The 19,134-nt window shown below is 39.3% G+C and carries 18 protein-coding genes and 2 pseudogenes; 14 read left to right on the plus strand and 6 right to left on the minus strand.

All coding sequences use genetic code 11. The annotated features are described in order from the left end of the window. Positions 1–23: 23 nt before the first annotated feature. A complete protein-coding gene (nreB, locus tag R5R67_RS10755) occupies positions 24–1,274 on the minus strand; it encodes a nickel resistance MFS transporter NreB (RefSeq protein ID WP_001169058.1) in 1,251 nt (416 codons plus the stop codon). A gap of 129 nt (positions 1,275–1,403) precedes the next feature. Between nreB and R5R67_RS10760 the strand changes: the two are divergent. From R5R67_RS10760 to R5R67_RS10780, 5 genes and pseudogenes are all read left to right on the plus strand, one after another. Continuing rightward, positions 1,404–1,535, plus strand: a pseudogene (locus tag R5R67_RS10760) (hypothetical protein); the annotation flags it as partial. Beyond that, on the plus strand, positions 1,523–1,717 hold the full coding sequence (gene rpmI, locus R5R67_RS10765; protein ID WP_001096359.1) for a 50S ribosomal protein L35: 195 nt from the start codon (positions 1,523–1,525) through the stop codon (positions 1,715–1,717). The pseudogene R5R67_RS10760 and the gene rpmI, both read left to right, overlap by 13 nt. A gap of 11 nt (positions 1,718–1,728) precedes the next feature. Then, complete coding sequence (gene rplT, locus R5R67_RS10770) at positions 1,729–2,088, plus strand: 50S ribosomal protein L20 (RefSeq protein WP_000124858.1); 360 nt, start codon at positions 1,729–1,731, stop codon at positions 2,086–2,088. 90 nt (positions 2,089–2,178) lie between these two features. Continuing rightward, positions 2,179–2,736, plus strand: a pseudogene (locus tag R5R67_RS10775) (NADAR family protein). A 58-nt stretch (positions 2,737–2,794) separates the two neighbouring features. Next, on the plus strand, positions 2,795–3,298 hold the full coding sequence (locus tag R5R67_RS10780; protein WP_000771519.1) for a GNAT family N-acetyltransferase: 504 nt from the start codon (positions 2,795–2,797) through the stop codon (positions 3,296–3,298). A gap of 6 nt (positions 3,299–3,304) precedes the next feature. On the opposite strand, the gene R5R67_RS10785 is transcribed toward R5R67_RS10780, so the two are convergent. Next, the gene (locus R5R67_RS10785; RefSeq protein ID WP_001207256.1) at positions 3,305–4,306 is read right to left on the minus strand and encodes a hypothetical protein; all 1,002 of its coding nucleotides are present in this window, start codon (positions 4,304–4,306) and stop codon (positions 3,305–3,307) included. A gap of 157 nt (positions 4,307–4,463) precedes the next feature. Here R5R67_RS10785 and pheS point away from each other — a divergent pair, with 157 nt between their 5' ends. From pheS to R5R67_RS10800, 3 genes are read left to right on the plus strand one after another with little or no spacing between them, the layout of a single operon-like run. Further along, positions 4,464–5,444 carry a phenylalanine--tRNA ligase subunit alpha gene (gene pheS, locus R5R67_RS10790; protein ID WP_000050952.1) on the plus strand — a complete coding sequence of 327 codons (981 nt, stop codon included), beginning with the start codon at positions 4,464–4,466 and terminating at the stop codon, positions 5,442–5,444. A 33-nt stretch (positions 5,445–5,477) separates the two neighbouring features. Beyond that, entirely contained in the window at positions 5,478–7,859 is a 2,382-nt protein-coding gene (gene pheT / locus R5R67_RS10795) for a phenylalanine--tRNA ligase subunit beta (RefSeq protein WP_000703083.1), read from the plus strand. Then, positions 7,856–8,152, plus strand: a complete 297-nt coding sequence (locus R5R67_RS10800) for an integration host factor subunit alpha (protein ID WP_000126166.1) — start codon at positions 7,856–7,858, stop codon at positions 8,150–8,152. The genes pheT and R5R67_RS10800 overlap by 4 nt, the downstream gene beginning before the upstream one ends. Before the next feature lie 171 nt (positions 8,153–8,323). Here R5R67_RS10800 and R5R67_RS10805 read toward each other — a convergent pair whose 3' ends face one another. Continuing rightward, a complete protein-coding gene (locus R5R67_RS10805; protein ID WP_000897680.1) occupies positions 8,324–8,572 on the minus strand; it encodes a hypothetical protein in 249 nt (82 codons plus the stop codon). A gap of 94 nt (positions 8,573–8,666) precedes the next feature. Between R5R67_RS10805 and R5R67_RS10810 the strand changes: the two genes are divergently transcribed. Then, positions 8,667–8,792, plus strand: coding sequence for a hypothetical protein (locus R5R67_RS10810; protein ID WP_002127429.1), 126 nt, complete (start codon positions 8,667–8,669; stop codon positions 8,790–8,792). Positions 8,793–8,985: 193 nt separating this feature from the next. On the opposite strand, the gene rho is transcribed toward R5R67_RS10810, so the two are convergent. Continuing rightward, positions 8,986–10,254: a transcription termination factor Rho gene (gene rho / locus R5R67_RS10815; protein WP_001054522.1), complete on the minus strand. Its 1,269-nt coding sequence runs from the start codon at positions 10,252–10,254 to the stop codon at positions 8,986–8,988. A gap of 321 nt (positions 10,255–10,575) precedes the next feature. Then, positions 10,576–10,902 (minus strand): thioredoxin, encoded by a 327-nt coding sequence (trxA, locus tag R5R67_RS10820; RefSeq protein WP_001276875.1) that lies wholly within the window; start codon positions 10,900–10,902, stop codon positions 10,576–10,578. A 279-nt stretch (positions 10,903–11,181) separates the two neighbouring features. On the opposite strand from trxA, the gene ppx reads away from it, so the two are divergent. Genes ppx through R5R67_RS10845 form a run of 5 tightly spaced genes read left to right on the plus strand, consistent with a single transcriptional unit; the run spans position 11,182 to position 16,281 of the window. After that, entirely contained in the window at positions 11,182–12,702 is a 1,521-nt protein-coding gene (ppx, locus tag R5R67_RS10825; RefSeq protein WP_001279274.1) for an exopolyphosphatase, read from the plus strand. Between the two features lie 18 nt (positions 12,703–12,720). Then, entirely contained in the window at positions 12,721–13,542 is an 822-nt protein-coding gene (locus R5R67_RS10830) for an acetyl-CoA carboxylase carboxyltransferase subunit alpha (RefSeq protein WP_000710403.1), read from the plus strand. Continuing rightward, positions 13,479–14,882 (plus strand): tRNA lysidine(34) synthetase TilS, encoded by a 1,404-nt coding sequence (gene tilS / locus R5R67_RS10835; RefSeq protein ID WP_074031668.1) that lies wholly within the window; start codon positions 13,479–13,481, stop codon positions 14,880–14,882. Before R5R67_RS10830 ends, tilS begins: the two co-directional genes overlap by 64 nt. Continuing rightward, a complete protein-coding gene (proC, locus tag R5R67_RS10840; RefSeq protein ID WP_085916948.1) occupies positions 14,854–15,690 on the plus strand; it encodes a pyrroline-5-carboxylate reductase in 837 nt (278 codons plus the stop codon). Before tilS ends, proC begins: the two co-directional genes overlap by 29 nt. A gap of 21 nt (positions 15,691–15,711) precedes the next feature. Further along, positions 15,712–16,281, plus strand: coding sequence for a YggT family protein (locus R5R67_RS10845; protein ID WP_000501183.1), 570 nt, complete (start codon positions 15,712–15,714; stop codon positions 16,279–16,281). 60 nt (positions 16,282–16,341) lie between these two features. On the opposite strand, the gene polA is transcribed toward R5R67_RS10845, so the two are convergent. Further along, on the minus strand, positions 16,342–19,113 hold the full coding sequence (gene polA / locus R5R67_RS10850) for a DNA polymerase I (RefSeq protein ID WP_001134663.1): 2,772 nt from the start codon (positions 19,111–19,113) through the stop codon (positions 16,342–16,344). Between the last annotated feature and the right edge of the window lie 21 nt (positions 19,114–19,134).

The raw sequence follows: 19,134 nt of genomic DNA on the forward strand, positions 1-19,134 counted from the left end.
GATGCTTTATTAAAATGATTTAACTAATCTTCTGAGCTTTTAGTAATATCGACTTTAAAAAGATCATTGGTTTTTAGCCAACAGAAGGTTACTACTGCAAGAGTCATACAACCACCAAAAATAGTCGCTGCAATAGTTCCCAAATATTTGGCAGCCAAGCCTGATTCAAATGCACCCAGCTCATTACTTGATGAGACAAACATTCCATTTACAGCCGCTACGCGACCACGCATATTTTCTGGTGGGAATATTTGCAAAATGGTTTGTCTAACTACCACCGAAATACTGTCGCAAGCACCCGTCATCGCCAACGCAAATAGTGATAACCACATGTTGTTCGAGAACGCGAAAAGGATTGTAAATACACCAAACCCTGCAACTGCAAGTAGCATATTACGCCATGCGTGCTGAGTTGGCGGAAAACGAGTTAAAGCAATCATAGTAATGAGCGCACCAATAGAAGGAGCCGCACGCAAGTAACCCAAGCCTTCAGGACCGACTTTTAAAATATCTTCGGCAAAAATAGGGAGTAGAGCGATTACACCACCAAATAAAACAGAGGCAAGGTCTAAAGAAATCGCCCAAAGAACTATTTTGGTTTTCCAAATAAAGCGAAAGCCATCGCCTAAGCTTTCTATAACATTGGCAGTTTCAATTTTAGGAAAGCTACGTTTATGTAATAAATTAATGAGAATAAAGCAGATACTAAGTAGACCGGCAACACTAAAAAGACTGGTTTCTTTGCCTAAATAAGCGAGCATGAACCCACCGAGCATAGGCCCAATAATTACACCACTCTGCCAACCAATGGTTGTCCATGTTGCACCATTTGCATAAAGCTCACGTGGAATTAAAAATGGTTTTAGGGATGTAGCAGAAGGGTTGTAAAAACCACGTATGGTGCCCAAACCAAAAATAACCGCATAAATGCCCCAAGAAAGGAAATTTACACTGATATGACCCAACCCATGCAGATGGAACAGTAACCATAAAACTAAAGGAAGAGGTACTGAGAAAAATAAACAGATTTTCATGATGACCTGTTTATTAAATTTATCAGCAAAATAACCACCCCAAAGCGATAGGGCAATAAATGGAATGGCTTCTGCTAGTCCAATTAAACCTAAAGTTAGAGGGTCTTTGGTAATTTGATAAAGTGAATAGGCAACAATAATTTCTTGAATCAAAATTGCTAATGTTAAGCAAAATTGATTAATGGTGACAATTGAGAAATCTCTATAGCGCAGGGCAGCGAATGCATCATGTTTCTGCATTTGAAATATCGTATGTTGATAATTTGCCCATATTATAGGGGTAAATAAGCAGCGATGCTGAAATTATTGCCGATTATATTCATCTAAAAAAGAGATAGGTTTCTCTCATTTCTAAAGAGGTTAATTTAAAAAAATTCTAGGAATAGTTTTAATTTTAGTCAGCATACTATAAAATACGCGCTTCCTTACCTGCAGGTCGATTTTGCAATGGTGCAATCGTGCCGAACAGGTGCCCAAAAGAGGTTACTATGGCTAAGTTAAAAACTCGCCGTGGTGCAGCTAAACGCTTCAAAGCGACTGCAAACGGTTTTAAGCGCAAACAAGCATTCAAGCGCCACATTTTGACCAAAAAATCTGCTAAGCGTATCCGTCAATTGCGCGGCTGTGTAATGGTTCACGTAAGTGACGTTGCTTCAGTTCGTCGTATGTGCCCATACATCTAAGGAGATTATAAATGGCTCGTGTAAAACGTGGTGTAGTGGCTCATCGCCGTCACAAAAAAATTCTTGCTCGCGCTAAAGGTTACTACGGTGCTCGTTCACGCGTTTACCGCGTAGCGTTCCAAGCGGTAATCAAAGCTGGTCAATACGCTTACCGTGACCGTCGTCAGAAGAAACGTCAATTCCGTGCTCTATGGATTGCGCGTATCAACGCTGGTGCTCGTCAAAACGGTTTGTCTTACAGCCGTATGATCGATGGCTTGAAAAAAGCTCAAGTGATCATCGACCGTCGCGTATTAGCTGACATCGCTATGCATGATGCAGTAGCATTTGCTGCTTTAGCTGAAAAAGCTAAAGGCGCATTAGCTGCATAAGCTTAGAGATTCAAAAAAAGACCGCTTTTTAGCGGTCTTTTTTATTTTTAGTGGTTCTATTTTAAAAAAGAAAATAATCAGAGATAAATGATGAAAGACGAAAAATTTCTAAATGACTTAATTCAAAAAATACAGCAAGGTCACCAGTTCAAATATTTATATTTCTGGGGACATACTCCTAAGAAAGCTAATCTTATTGATAAAAGCTGTTTTAGCCAGTGGTTTCCTGCGCAATTTAATGTAGAAGGTATTGAATACCTTACTGCTGAGCACTATATGATGGCGCAAAAAGCAAAATTATTTAATGATAAAGAAATTTTTGCACAGATTTTGCAGGTTAAACATCCGAATGAAGCGAAGCAATTAGGCCGTAAAGTACGTAATTATAATGAACAGATATGACAAGAAAAACGTTTTGACATAGTGGTGCAGGCGAATTTTGCTAAATTCTCACAGCATCCGGAGTTAAAAAAATTCTTATTAGCAACAAAAGACCGTATTTTGATTGAAGCATCTCCAGTCGATAAAATTTGGGGTGTTGGTATGGCGCAAGACCATCCACACATTCAAGATCCATTTCTATGGCAAGGACTAAATTTGTTGGGTTTTGCTTTAATACATGTTCGAGAGTTACTTTTAACTGAGTAGGTTAGTACGAGACGAATTAATGCTTCACTCTAAAAAGTAGTGACATGAGGGAAGTGAATTGAAACTATTAAATGACACAGATATTCGTATAGCATCATTTAAGGATGCATTGTCTATTGCAGAAGTACATGTACAGAGTTGGAAAGAAACCTATACAGGTATGATTAAGCAAGAAATATTGAATAAGCTTAACGTACTAGATAAACAACAGTTATGGAAAGAGATAAGTAGAAGTCCTGATCATAAGTTATTTATCTATACTGAAAATGGAGTAGTGAAAGGCTTTCTCGATGGTTATTTAAATCCGGAAAATAATATTGCTGAAATTCGTGCTTTTTATTTATTAGGAGAAATTCAAAGAAAAGGAGTAGGGCGTGCGTTATTCCAAAAGTTCTATCAATGCGCTTTAAATCAAGGTTATGCTTTTATTCGTTTAGAAGTTTTTAATAAAAATCCAAGTCGCTTCTTCTATGAAAAAATGGGAGCCAAATTAACTGGTGAAGCCGAACTACCAGAGTTCGGCCTCGGAATAACAGAACTATTTTATGAATGGGAACTTTAATCTTGATTAAAGACCAAAATAATAAGCTAAGGCACAAATAATTATTGTCAGAACAATAAGCTTGATTACACCTGTTCCTCCAGCCTTATGATGAGGTGCTTTTAAATGAGCTGCGGACTCATTCGTTGCATCAAAAGGAGAAGGTTTCTCAACAGGTTTTAATTGAGCTGTTTGATAGTGATTTGCTGCTTTCACAATAAGTTTTGCAAATAGGTCGTCAGTTTTGTGGGTAAAGTTTCTTAAGTTAATAATTTGTTCTTGGTCTAAGTCTTCCCCTAAAGGATCATTTGCGGTGCGTTTTTTCTGCTCTAAATAATCTGATAAGGCCTGAGTGCGGTAGAGGAGTTGATGTGCACAATCTGCTGGGTAGCTTTCAGGAATAAGAGCAAGAGTTGGTTGATGCTCTACCGAAATTTGATGTGTTGACCCATCAAAATATTTTTTCTGAAATTCTGGTTCTTCAAAACCTGCTGCATACTTACTTCGAAATAACTCAGTTTCCATAAAGTCTGAAATTTCGTCCCATTGAGGTGCTTTTAAGTCAGCTTCAACTTTCTTAGATAATTTTTCATTCAATTCAAAACGCCAGAAAGTCTCCAAGCGTAAATCGCTGCGTTGAGTCAGAGGCGGCTCAAACTCGTTATCGCTGCTGTACCATTCGGCAAGCTCATGTCCAAAAATCCATGCGATTTTCTTATTGTTTTGATGACTTACAATAAAATGAGCATAAGGTAAAAGTTCGACATTACTATTCGGGTTTTGCTCTTCATTTAAAATAGTGGATAGGTGAAGAGAGATTTGAGTCGTCCCTTGTTTTTTGAGTGCTTCTAACCAAACTTGGAAATGTTGAGCAAGTAAATGTTGTGAAATTAAGTCACGAAATTGAAAACTATGCTGGTCAAAAATATGATGTTGTCGCCATTGGCTAAAACTTAAATTCTGACGTAGGTATTCGTTACCATAGGTCACAAGTGTAAGTTGTTGTTTCCAAATCTGATTAAGCGCCATAATAATTGATCTCATTGACGATGCTATTATTTTATACGTTTTATCTTTTTGTTGCCTAATACATTTTTCATGATGGATAAACTTCATCAATACGGTGAAAAACTGTTAGAATGCAGTGTTTTATTATATTTTTAAATTTGTTGCTTTGAGAGTTACTATGTCACTGGAAGCCCTGACCACAGAAGCGCTTGCTGCCATTGCAGCAGCTCAAGACCTTGTTGCACTTGATCAGGTGCGTGTGCAATTTACAGGGAAAAAAAGCCAGCTTGCAGAACAATCGAAAGCATTAGGGAAAATGGACCCTGAAGAACGTAAAGTACAAGGTGCTGCGATTCATGCTGTTCGAGAAACAATTAATAACGCTTTAACTGAACGTCAAACAGCATTACAACAAGCTGCACTGGCGCAAAAATTAGCAAGTGAAACCATTGATATTACTTTGCCAGGCCGTGGACAGCGCATTGGTACAGTTCATCCTGTTACTCAAGTGCAAGAACGTATTTGCCAGTTCTTTACTAAAGCTGGCTTTACGGTTGCTACAGGACCAGAAGTTGAAGATGACTATCATAACTTCGAAGCATTAAATATTCCTGGGCACCATCCTGCACGTGCTATGCACGATACTTTCTATTTCGATGCAAACCATTTGTTGCGTACGCATACTTCTGGTGTGCAAATTCGTACCATGGAAACAAGCCAGCCGCCAATTCGTATTGTCTGTCCAGGCCGTGTATACCGCTGCGACTCAGATCAAACGCATTCGCCAATGTTCCATCAAATTGAAGGTTTGTACGTTGCTGAGAACACCAGCTTTGCTGAATTAAAAGGTTTATTGATTAACCTACTGAATGAATTTTTTGAGAAAGATTTAAAAGTACGTTTCCGTCCATCATATTTCCCATTCACAGAGCCTAGTGCGGAAGTGGATATCATGGATGAGCGTGGACGTTGGTTAGAAGTATTAGGCTGTGGCATGGTACATCCAAATGTATTGCGTGCTGCGGGGATTGATCCTGATAAATACAAAGGCTTTGCTTTTGGTTTAGGGGTAGAACGTTTTGCAATGTTGCGTTATGGCATTAATGACTTGCGTATGTTCTATCAAAATGATGTGCGTTTCTTACGCCAATTTGCCTAACATTTTTTCAGGATTAAATAAGGTTTTATAAAGATGAAGATTAGCGAAAATTGGTTACGCACATGGGTTAACCCAGCAATTGATAGTGATACATTATCTGATCAGTTGACTATGCTTGGTCTTGAAGTAGATGAGCTGGCACCTGTTGCTAAGCCATTTACTGGCGTTGTAGTTGGTGAAGTTCTAACAGTTGAGCAACACCCTGATGCAGACCGTCTGCGTGTAACAACAGTGAATATTGGTTCAGGTGAGCCTTTACAAATTGTATGTGGTGCTCCTAACGTTCGTGCTGGAATGAAAGCACCTGTGGCAACTATTGGTGCAGTATTACCGGGTGATTTTAAAATCAAAAAAGGTAAGCTTCGTGGTGTCGAGTCACAAGGCATGTTGTGCGGTGCTTCTGAAATTGATCTTGAAGATAAAATCGATGGTTTACTTGAGTTACCTGATGATGCTCCAGTAGGGGTAAACATCCGTGAATACTTAAAACTTGATGATAATGTCATCGATATTAGTATTACACCAAACCGTGGTGACTGCTTTAGTATTCGTGGTATCGCACGTGAAGTTGCAGTGATTAACCAACTGCAAATGAATGAGCCTGAAATCAAATCAGTTGATGCGACAATCACTGATGAGAAAAAAGTAGTCATCAGCACTGATGGTGCTCCACGCTACTTAGGACGTGTCATTAAAAATGTAAATGTTAAAGCTGCGACCCCTGAATGGATGGAACAGGCTTTAGCACGTTCAGGAATTCGTACTCATAGTATTTTAGTTGATGTAACGAATTACGTCCTCATGGAATTGGGTCAGCCAATGCATGCTTTCGATTTAGCTAAAATCGAAGGGACTGTACATGTTCGCCAAGCTCAGCCACAAGAAAAGTTACAGCTTTTAAATGATCAAGAAGTTGAACTACAAGATGATGTGATGGTTATTGCAGATGACCAAAAAGCACTAGCAATCGCTGGTATCATGGGTGGTCTAGCATCAAGCGTAACTGATGATACGACTGATATCTTCTTGGAAAGCGCATTTTTTGCTCCGCTTGCGATTGCTGGACGTGCTCGTCGCTTTGGTTTACATACAGATTCTTCACAACGTTATGAACGCGGTGTAGATTTTGAATTGCCATTAATTGCGATGAACCGTGCTTCTCAGCTTATTCAAGAGTTGGCGGGTGGTGAGTTCGGTCCAATTACTGTAGCTGAAAAATCTGATTTACTTCCGAAACGTGAAGCGATTGAACTTAAGCAAGCTCAAGTAGACCAGTTGTTGGGTTACAAAGTAGCGGCAGAGTTCATTACAGATGCTTTAACTCGATTAGGTTGTGAAGTCACTATTCAAGCGGATGGTGAATGGAGCGTAGTTCCACCATCACATCGCTACGATATGGCAATTTATCAAGATTTGATTGAAGAAGTTGCACGTATTGATGGTTATGACAATATTCAGATCAGCTTACCAAGTATGGATGTTCAACTTGCTAAGTACCAAGATCGTTTTGAAATCGCACAGTTACGTCAAACGGTAGTCACTTTAGGGTATCAAGAAGCGATTAGCTTTAGCTTTGCTGATGCAAAACTTGAAAAGCAATTGAACCCGCAAGTAAGTCCGTTAATGTTGGCAAATCCAATCTCTAGTGATTTGGCTGCAATGCGCAGCACATTGCTTTCGAGCTTAATTCCTTGTGTACAATATAATTTAAACCGTCAGCAAAGCCGCGTACGTTTCTTTGAACTAGGTTTACGTTTTGATTATCAAAAAGCTAATTCTATTCAGGATTTGAAGCAAATTCCTACATTGGCTTTAGTTGCCGTAGGTTCTCGTGAACCTGAATCATGGCATGCTAAGCCACAGCCAATGGATTTCTTCGATTTTAAAGGTGAAGTAGAAGAGATTTTAGCTGCTGGACGTGTCAAAGTTGAGTATGTACGTTCAGAGCGTCCATGGTTGCATCCAGGGCAATCTGCTGAAATCTTAGTTGATGGCCAATCAATTGGTTATCTAGGCCGCTTGCATCCATCTTTAGAAAACGAACTAGATTTGAGCACAACTTGGGTTGCCGAGCTTGATCAGGCTGCTGTTTTGCAATCTTATGTATCTAATTTTACAGAATTATCACGTTTTCCTTCGGTTAGACGTGATATTGCGCTTTTAATCTCTGATAATATAAATGTTAGAGATATTCAGCAGTTAATCGAAAAAACTGGTGGAGAGCTTTTAGACTCTACTTGGTTATTCGATGTGTATACGGGGCAGGGTGTCGAAGAAGGTAAACGCTCATTAGCGTTTGCGTTATTATGGCAACATCCTTCACGTACGCTTGAAGATGCTGAAATTAAATCTGGTATGGACAATATAATCCAAGTGTTGGAAAACACTTATCAAGCGACATTGAGGGCCTCATGACAGCATTAACTAAAGCAGACATGGCTGATCATTTAAGTGAGTTAACCAGCTTAAATCGCCGTGAAGCAAAACAAATGGTCGAGTTGTTCTTTGACGAAATTAGCCAAGCGCTTATTGCGGGTGAGCAGGTTAAGCTTTCTGGTTTCGGTAATTTCGAGCTTAGAGATAAACGCGAGCGTCCAGGACGTAATCCGAAAACTGGCGAAGAAATTCCGATTTCTGCACGCCGTGTAGTTACCTTCAGAGCGGGTCAGAAATTTAGACAACGCGTTGGAAATGAGCAGATCGATTGATCTGCTTTTTTATTTATGACTTTAAATAAATCTAGAATAAATTTTTCTTAATATTAGAAAATTATACTTAGCCATTGATACATCAAATCTATTTTGATGCGTAAACATAAAATTTAGGCATAAAAAAAAGAGGACAAAATGTCCTCTTTTTTCGCTAATCTAGAATATAGATTAGTGTGCAGCAGAAGCAGCAGCAGTAGCTTCAGAAGCAGCAGTAGTAGCTTCAGAAGCAGCAGCAGCAGTTTCAGAAGCAGCAGCGTCAACAGCTACAGCAGCTTCAGAAGCAGCAGCAGTAGCTTCAGAAGCAGCAGCTACAGCTTCAGATGCAGCAGCAGCAGGAGCTTCTTCTTTCTTAGAACAACCAACGAAAGCTAAAGTAGCAGCAACAGCAGCAGCAACAGCGAATTTTTTGAATAACATGGCATCACTCTCACAAAAAAGATTTGAGATTAAAAAAACCTAAGTTGGACTGTTTTGCTTTTATTATTCCTAAAACGTAGCTAGGTAACAACGCATGGAGCAGTCTAACTGGTCTGCCGCTATGCTATCACTGCAAATGTTGAAATACTACTGTTGGCTGTCAAAAAAGATCGGGAAAAGAGTAAAAAAAGCCTGTTTTTTAACAGAAAAAAACAATTAATCAGCTGAGATATATTGGAAAAGGTATAAGTAAGCTACTAAAAAACATGGTTTTTTTATATTAAAAATATTTGTTTTCAAAAACTTATAAATAATTTTACATAAAAATCAGCAAAATGTATTTTTGTGTAAAGCTTGTCAACCAAATAAAAAAGGCCACTCAATAGAGCGGCCTTTTAGAATAAATAATATGATTATGTTGAAGCTTTACGTTTCATCTGATCAAAGAAATCATCATTTGTTTTGGTTTCTTTCATACGATCAAGTAAGAACTCCATAGCCGCCAACTCATCCATAGGGTGAAGAAGTTTGCGGAGAATCCAAACTTTACGTAATTTATCTTCATCCATTAAACGTTCTTCACGACGTGTGCCAGATTTCTTAATATTCATGGCAGGGAAGACGCGTTTTTCAGCAATACGGCGATCAAGTGTAATTTCTTGGTTACCTGTACCTTTAAACTCTTCGTAAATGACATCATCCATTTTACTGCCAGTCTCAATAAGAGCAGTAGAGATGATTGTTAAAGAACCGCCTTCTTCGATATTACGAGCAGCACCGAAGAAACGTTTTGGACGTTCTAAAGCATGTGCATCCACACCACCAGTTAATACTTTCCCTGATGAAGGAATTACTGTGTTGTATGCGCGGGCTAAACGTGTAATGGAGTCAAGTAAAATCACGACGTCCTTTTTGTGCTCAACAAGACGTTTTGCTTTTTCAATGACCATTTCTGCAACTTGTACGTGACGTGCTGGTGCTTCATCAAATGTTGACGCAACGACTTCACCGCGTACGGTACGCTCCATCTCAGTTACTTCTTCTGGGCGCTCATCAATTAATAAAACAATAAGGAAAACTTCCGGATTGTTTCTCACAATAGATTGAGCAATGTTTTGAAGTAACATTGTTTTACCCGCTTTTGGCGGAGCGACAATAATAGAACGTTGACCTTTACCGATTGGTGCAACTAAATCGACTACACGCGCGGTCAAGTCTTCTGTTGTACCATTACCAAGTTCCATAACCAGTTGTTCGGTCGGGAAAAGTGGAGTTAAGTTTTCAAATAAGATTTTATTACGAGAATTTTCTGGCGTGTCATAGTTAATTTGATTAACTTTGAGCAAAGCAAAATAACGCTCACCTTCTTTTGGTGGACGAATGGTACCTGTGATGGTGTCACCTGTACGCAAGTTAAAGCGTCGGATTTGTGAAGGACTCACATAAATATCATCCGGACCAGCTAAATACGAACCTGCGGCAGAGCGCAAAAAACCAAAACCATCAGAGAGAATTTCAAGAACGCCGTCACCAAAAATTTCTTCGCCATTCATCGCATGGCGTTTCAAGATGGCAAAGATAATATCTTGCTTTCGGTTACGAGCCATACCTTCAAGGCCCATAAATTCAGCAATTTTAATTAGTTCGCCGATTGGTTTTTTCTTGAGTTCAGTTAAGTTCATAAGGGTCAGAATTAGGAAAGAGTAGAGTGTGGTTTAAAAAGAAGAAAAATCGCTCGCATACAAAAAAGAGTATCGCAATTGTATTTACACAATAACAATTCAGAAGTCTGATTAACTGTTTCGAAGAGAAATGTGAAAAAACAATTTCTGTTGCCGAGTGGCGATCTTTATGTTTGTGTCTTGTAAGAAGCCGGACAGAAGACGATTCCCTTCAGTGCCTCTTGAGCATGCAATATAAGTGAGATCAGCTAATTTGTCAATTTATAGCCGAAAAAAATACGCTATAAAGGTATAGCGTATTTTCATCTGTAACGTTACGTCTTAAACGTTTTCGTCAATGAAGCTAACGAGTTTAGAACGAGGCACAGCGCCGATTTGCTGAGCTACTACTTCACCATTTTTGAAAAGTAATAGAGCAGGAATATTACGGATATTGTATTTCACTGCCGTCTCTTCACAAGAAGTCACGTCAACTTTAACGATTTTTACTTTACCCGCATATTCACTTGATAAATCTTCAAGAACAGGTGCAATTGCTTTACAAGGTGCACACCAACCTGCCCAAAAGTCAACAAGTACAGGTGTTTCAGCATCTAGAACATCTGCTTGGAAGTTATCATCAGTTGTATTTACAATAGTCGCAGACATGGTACGGCTCCAATTTTTAGAAAAAAGTGCTATCACTATAGGAGGAGATAATCTCTATCAGTATTACATAGCTACTTAGTTCAATGTAAGGGTTTGATGCTATTATTCAAGGCTTAAGTAAATTTGTCTAATGGATGCTCACGATATTCATCATCGGCTTGTACAATCGTTTAACAAATAGAAAAATATCAAAGGCTATTAATTGTTGATGAAAATGGCTTTTCAATTGCATTCTTGTGAATTACTCTAGGCGTGAATTGTTATGGGTTTAGTTCAATAATGTCTGACTTTCTGATTGATGAAGAATTACTTGCTGCCATAGATATGGGGTCGAACAGTTTTCACCTTGCCATTGCACGGGTAGATCACGGTGAAGTTAAAAAAGTGGCTTCAATGTCAGAAAAAGTACAGCTTGCAGCTGGTCTTGATGAAAATAAAAACTTAACAGAAGCAGCACAGCAACGTGGTTTAGCCTGTTTGGCTCGTTTCGTTGGGCGTTTAGGCTCAGTTCAACCTAACCGTTTAAGAATTGTGGCAACGAACGCTTTGCGTCAGGCTAAAAATGGCCATGAGTTCATTCAAAAAGCTGCTGAAATTTTACCCAAACCTATTGAGATTATTGCAGGCCGTGAAGAAGCACGCCTGATTTATCTTGGTGTATCACATACGATGGCCAATGGTGGACGCCGCTTAGTGGTTGACATTGGTGGTGGATCTACCGAGTTTATTATTGGCGAAGAATTTGAGCCAATTTATACTGAATCATTACAAATGGGTTGTGTAGCCTATACAAAAGCCTATTTTGCCGATGGTGAAATCACACAAAAAGCATTTGATAAAGCAGTTGTTGCTGCGCGTAAAGAGCTTTCAGCAATCGCCACCACTTATAAGATGGAAGGGTGGGATACTGTTGTAGGTTCAAGTGGGACCATTAAAGCTTGCCGCCAGATTATGGTGAATATGGGGCTAAGTGACGAGCAAGAAAATGTCACACGTGAAGGTCTCCATAAACTTAAAGATAAGTTACTCAAGTTCAAAAATATTTCTGAAATTGATTTTGAAGGACTTCGAGAAGACCGACGAGCAGTTTTGCCAGCCGGCTTGGCAATTTTGTACGCTGTTTTTGAAGTTTTAGAAATTGAACGTTTGGCATATTCTGATGGTGCATTACGTGAAGGAGTCATGTATGACCTGTTAGGCCGTTTTAAGCATGAGGATATCCGCGACCGTAGTGTACAAGCATTAATGGGACGTTATAACGCCGATCCGAAACAGGCAGAACGAGTTGTAAATACGGCTCAATACTTATTTGATAGTGTTGCTAAACCACTTAATTTAACGAGTGAAGACAGTGACTTACTGCGCCGTGCAGCATATTTGCATGAAATTGGTTTAGCGATTAGTCATGGTGGCTATCATCGTCATGGTGCTTATTTATTGCAACATTCCGATATTCCTGGTTTCTCACAAATTGACCAAAATCATCTTTCACATTTGGTTGCTCATCACCGCCGTAAATTGCGAAATGATGTAAAAAATGAAGTTTTAAAGGCTGGCGGTCATAAATTAGTTTATTTAAGTTTGTTACTTCGCCTAGCAGTTTTACTCAACCATAGCCGCAGTGATCAGATGCTTCCTGCCATTGAATTGACCATCATAAATGATCAACAATGGCAACTTAGTGTTTCTGGTGATGCCAAACAATGGCCATTGTTAGTTGCCGACTTGCATGATGAGCAAGAGCAGTTTAAGCATTGGGACATTGAATTGAATATTCAGTCGGAAAAATTTATCGATTAAAGGGATAATATTCGACCTATGAAAAAAGCTACTCAGTCCAAAGCGTGGACAACGGTTCAAATTGCACGTCATCCTGAACGTCCGCAGTTTCTAGATTATGTCGGTGAAATCTTTACAGAGTTTGATGCATTGCATGGTGATCGTTTGTTTGGTGACGATGGTGCGATGGTAGGTGGTCTTGCTCGTTTTGACGGTCAACCTGTGATGGTCATTGGACAACACCGTGGTCGTAGTACCCGTGAAAAATTAAAGCACAACTTTGGTATGTGTAACCCAGAAGGTTACCGTAAATCTCAGCGCCTTTTAGATATGGCTGAGCGTTTCAATCTACCAGTTTTCACCTTTATTGATACTATGGGTGCATATCCGGGTGTTGGTGCTGAAGAACGTGGTCAGGCAGAAGCAATTGCGACTAGCCTTGCTCAACTTTCAAGCCTGAAAGTACCTGTAATCGCAACAGTACTTGGTGAAGGCGGTTCTGGTGGTGCTTTAGGTATTGGTGTTGCTGACAGAGTGATTATGTTGTCACATAGTATTTATTCTGTGATTTCGCCTGAAGGCTGTGCATCTATTTTGTGGAAAACTGCTGAGAAAGCAGCTCAAGCGAGTGAAGCTTTAGGTTTAACAGCAGATAAACTACAATCACTAGGTATTGTTGAATACGTAGTAGATGAAGGTGAAGGTGCGCATTTAGATCCTGAGCGTGTGATGCAAAACTTAAAAGTAGTTTTAAAGCAGGCTTTGGATGAATTGCTACCAATGGATGCAAATGAACGATGCGAAGCACGTTATCAACGTTTAATGAAGTTTGGCAGCGAAAATTTAGGCATGGCGTCTTAAAGCAAGCTCAAGAGTTCTCTGAAAAAAGTTCTTTTCTTATTGGATGTAGTGGTGGCATGGATTCAATGCTACTACTACATTTAATGGCTCAAATTTTCCCTCAAAAGATCCGAGCAATTTATATTGATCATCAACTGCAAGATCAAAGTGCAGAGTGGGCGGAAGTGGTTGCCACACAGGCAACAATATTAAATATTCCTTATATTATTCAAAAAGTTCAGATCGCAAACGGCAATCTGGAAGCACAAGCACGTCAAGCACGTTATCAAGCATATCAGCAACATTTACAAGAAAATGAAATTCTGTTGCTTGCTCATCATCAACAGGATCAGGCAGAAACAGTTATTTTGCGATTATTGTCAGGTGCGGGAGTTGATGGGCTTGCTGCGATGCAGGCTATTGATTACCGTAAAGATATGACAATTTGGCGCCCCTTTTTGGATTTAACACGTGAGCAAATCGCTTTATGGACCGCTCAGCTTGAAGTTAAATATATTGATGATCCAATGAACTATGACACCCATTACGATAGGGTGTGGTGCCGTGAAGCACTGTGGCCATTTTTAACAAGCCGTTTTCCAAAAATGCAGCAAGCTTTGAGCCGAACCAGTTATCTGATGCAAGATGCTTCTGAAATTTTAGAAGAAGTTCTTAAAGATGATTGGCAATATTCTGGTTCAGCTGACTATTTAGATTTAACGAAATTATATGAGTTATCTTTTGCGCGGCAGCGCCAGTTACTTTCTGCGTGGATGAAAGGTCAAGGGCAATATCGACCTGCATTTGAAATGGTCGAACGGCTAAGAACAGAAGTTATTGAGTCTAAGTCAGATGCTCAAGCCGCTTTACATTGGAACCAGTTTTACTATGTCCGTTATCAAAATATACTCTATAGGTTGAGTAGAGAGGTTTATCTCGCTGAAACTTTAAATCCGGTTGTTGCTGAACTAGAGCATTCATTTAAATTAGAAGAAAGATGGCAGGGCGCAGCTGGACTATTCCATGTTGAGTGTAAAAAAATTGGTTTAAGTCATTCTTTATTGAATAAAAAATTAAAAATCATTCGACGTCAAGGTGGGGAAAAGATTCACCTATATGGTCGTGTTGGGCAATGGCCTTTAAAAAAAGCAATTCAAGAAGCACATATTTTGCCTTGGCTTCGTCATACAATTCAAATATTAGTCTTAGATAATGTTATGCTTGGGGTTTTTACACCGAAAGGATTTTGGTTGGCTCAGTCTCCATATTGTGAGGAAGGAGGGTGGCAACCAGATTTAATTTCTCATTCTTGTAATCTGGTAAATGGCGAATATAGTTATGGCAACAGCAGTGAATTGTAATATCTGTTTTATTGGTGGTGGTAATATGGCCCAAGCATTAATTGGCGGGCTCATTTCAAGAGGATTACCACCAACACGTATTACCGTTTCAGATCCTGTCGAACAAATTCGTCAACTATTGCAAGAAAAAGAAGTTCATGTAACTCAAGATAATACGGCTGCTATACAGAATGCTGATGTAGTTGTTCTTGCTGTAAAACCGCAAGTTCTGGCAAATGTTCTACGTCCGTTAAAAGGTTTATTATCGGATAAATTGGTTATTTCGATTATTGCCGGTGCGGAAATTAAGACAATATCAAATCTGATTGATAGCGAACGTATTGTGCGAGTTATGCCAAATACACCTGCATTAGTTCAAACTGGTGCTCATGGTATTTACGCGACTGATGTGGTTGGTGCCTCGGACCGTGAATTAACGAGTCAGATTTTAGCAGCAACTGGTTTAACAATTTGGGTAAACTCCGAAGCTCAAATTGATGCGGTAACGGCAGTTTCAGGTTCAGGCCCAGCTTATTTCTTCTACCTCATGGAAAGTATGATTCGTGCAGGTAAAAATTTAGGTTTGGATGAAAAAGTTGCAACTGCTTTAACTCTTCAAACAGCATTAGGTGCAGCTCAAATGGCAATTACGAGTTCAAATACTCCGTCTGAGCTGCGTAAAAATGTGACGTCACCGAATGGTACAACCCAAGCTGCACTTGAAGTTTTTGATCGTGCACAAATCTCTCAAAATATTCAATCTGCATTAGCTGCTGCACAGAAACGTAGCCAAGAATTGGCTCAAGAACTGAGTGACAGTGCAAAATAGCTTTAATAGGATAAGACAACTATGGGTGCAAATTCTGCGCTAATTTTTGGAATTTTAATTAACGTCGCGATTTTATTGGTCTTTTTCCGTTTTTTAATGCAATTGGCGGCAGTGAGTCCTTATAATCCTGTGGTTTTATCGACAGTAAAGGCGACTAAGATTGTTGATATTTTTGGCCGAATTTTTCCAACGGTCGCAAAAGGCCGATTCAATCTGGCAGCGTTGGTTCTTTTAATTATTTTATATTTACTGAAAATTTTCGGTGTAATGTATCTTTCGGGTTCCATGCCAAATAGTCCGGTTCATTTAGTGATTCTGACTTTTGTGACCATGATTCAGGATTTGATTCGTTTCTGCCGTTACTTAATTTTTGCAACAATCATTTTGAGTTGGGTCGTTATGTTTACTCAATCTCGTTCACCTTATATTGAGGTGATTCAAGATTTAGCTGAACCGTTACTCGCCCCATTCCGTCGTTTATTACCTAATATGGGGATGATTGACTTATCTCCAATTCTGGCATTTTTGGCACTCTATATTGCCGAGATCTTAATGAATGAAGTCGCTAAAGTTTTATTAACTGGACTTTAATTTTGTAAGATTAAAAAAAGGGCTGTATTACAGCCCTTTTTTTATTGGTTTATCGATAAATTAATGGGCATCATCCCAGTTTTTACCTTGGCCTACTTCTACGACTAACGGTACAGAAATTTCCAGAACAGACTGCATGACATCCGCAATTTGTTTTGAAAGTTCATCTGCAATGTTTGAATCAACTTCAAACACCAATTCATCGTGAACTTGAAGTAATAGTTTTGCTTGATCTTTTGGCAGGATTTTATCTACTTCAATCATTGCTAACTTAATAATATCAGCAGCACTACCTTGTAAAGGTGCATTAATTGCAGCACGTTCAGCAGCTTTACGTACCATCACATTTCGGGCGTCAATATCCGGTGTATACAGACGGCGACCTAAAATAGTTTCAACAAACCCTTGTTCCGATGCTACTTGGCGAGTACGTTGCATGTATTCGTAAATGCCAGGATAGCGTTGGAAGTATTGTTTGATATAGTTTTGCGATTCTTCACGAGTAAAGCCAAGTTGACGAATTAAACCAAACTCGGACATGCCGTAAAGTAAGCCGAAATTCACAGCTTTAGCCTGACGGCGCTGATCATTGGTCACATCTTCAATTGCAATACCTAACACTTCTGCTGCTGTTCTACGGTGTACATCTTGACCGTGTTGGAATGCATGAACTAAGGCATCATCTTGAGAAAAATGAGCCATTAAACGAAGTTCAATTTGCGAGTAATCGGCTGCTAACAAAACTCGTCCTTCCGGTGCAATAAATGCTTTACGGATTTGACGGCCAATCTGTCTACGAATTGGAATGTTTTGTAAGTTAGGATCAGAAGAGGATAGGCGACCTGTTGCCGTTAGTGCTTGATGATAGCTGGTATGTACACGATGGGTGTCATTATGCGACTGCTCAATTAAACGGTCAGTATAGGTGCTCTTTAATTTTGCTAATCCACGGTGTTCTAAAATAATTTCCGTTAAAGGATGCTCAATTTTTTCAAGAACACTTTCACTGGTGCTGTATTGTCCAGTTGCAGTTTTTTTACCACCTTTAATGCCTAACTTATCAAATAGAATTTCACCTACTTGTTTAGGCGAAGCAATATTAAAAGTTTCACCTGCAATTTCCATAGCCTGATTTTCAAGGTCTTCCATAGTTTTCGCAAATTCAACACTTAATTTATCTAAGAAAGCATGATCTAAACGGATTCCATCTTCTTCCATACCCGATAAGATTCGAGCAACTGGCATCTCGATGTTATATAAAATATTTTCTAATTCAGGATGTGCTTTAAGTTTATTTGAAAGTACTTCATATAAACGATAGGTCACATGTGCATCTTCTGCTGCATAATGAGCTGCAACTTCAATCTCAATTTGATTAAAAGTCTTCTGTTTTGCACCTTTGCCAGCAATTTGCTCAAAAGTAGTGGTCAAATGGCTTAGGTAAACACGAGCAACATCATCCATGCCATGACGAGTAGCTGCTGCATTCAGTACATAAGATGCCAGCATGCTATCGAAATACCAACCTTTAAGTTCAATACCGTGATTAGCAAAAATGTGCGCATCATATTTAAGATGATGACCAATTTTTTTAACTGCTTCATTTTCAAGTACAGGCTTGATTTGCGCTAAAACTTGTTCACGGTCCAGTTGTTGTGGTGCATTTTCGTAATTATGTGCTAAAGGAACATAGTAGGCATCTTTCGCATCAAATGCGATTGAAAAACCAACCATCTCGGCAATACGGTAATCAAGACTTGTGGTCTCTGTATCAATAGCAAAATGATCGGCATTCTGCATGCGTTGCCAGAGCTGATCCCATGCTTCTTGTGTTAAAACAGTGTGATAGTTTGCAGTTCCAAGCTGATCATCTTGACTAGTCAAGCTTGCTTGATCTTCTGTTTCAATCGTTTGAGCAGGTTTAACTTCATTTTGGACAATAGTTTGTGAAGCTTGCTGCTTATAGCTTGAGCTATTTGGATTGTTTGGATGATCGAGAGACTGTAACTGGTTTCTAAACTCAAGCTCCGTATAGAGATTGCGTAAGGCATCTACATTTGGATCAGTAAGTTTTAATTCATGCCAGTCGAGTTCTAAAGGAAGATCACAGACAATGCTTGCCAACTGGTGATCAAGCTTAATATTGTCTAAATTATCTTTAATATTTTGGCTCAGTTTGCCTTTAAGTTGGTCTACATTGGCAATGATATTATCCAATGTCCCATATTCAGTCAGTAATTTGGCAGCCGTCTTTGCGCCTACGCCAGGTACACCCATAATGCCATCAGATGCGTCACCCATAAGGGTTAAGTAATCGATAATCTGGTTTGGCCAAACGCCAAATTTTTCAAATACGCCGTCGGTGTCTAGCACTCGATCTTTAAAGCTATCTTCAAGTTTTACATAGTCATTAACCAGCTGGGCCATGTCTTTATCTCCGGTTGAGATAAGCACATGATGACCTTCTTTTACGGCGCGTTTAGCCAGAGTCCCGATAATGTCATCGGCTTCTGCACCCGGAAGACTATATAAAGGAATCCCTTGAGCCTTAATCAATGCATGTAAATATGGAATCTGTTGAGACAATTCTTCCGGCATAGTCGGGCGGTCACCTTTATAAATAGGTGAAAGCTTATGACGGAAAGTTGGCTCAGGCGTATCAAAAATGACAGCCATATGTGTCGGTTGCATACGACGCATCAATTTTTGAATGGCAGAAATTGCTCCACGTATTGCATTGGTATGTAACCCTGTAGAGGTCGTCAATGGTGGTAATGCATGATATGCACGAAATAAAAAATAGGACCCATCAACCAAGACAAATGGTGGCATTGAACAATTCCTTAAACTGAA

Origin of the sequence: Acinetobacter sp. OYA S30 (genome assembly GCF_033599315.1) — a bacterium.
Classification (GTDB): Bacteria; Pseudomonadota; Gammaproteobacteria; order Pseudomonadales; family Moraxellaceae; genus Acinetobacter; species Acinetobacter baumannii.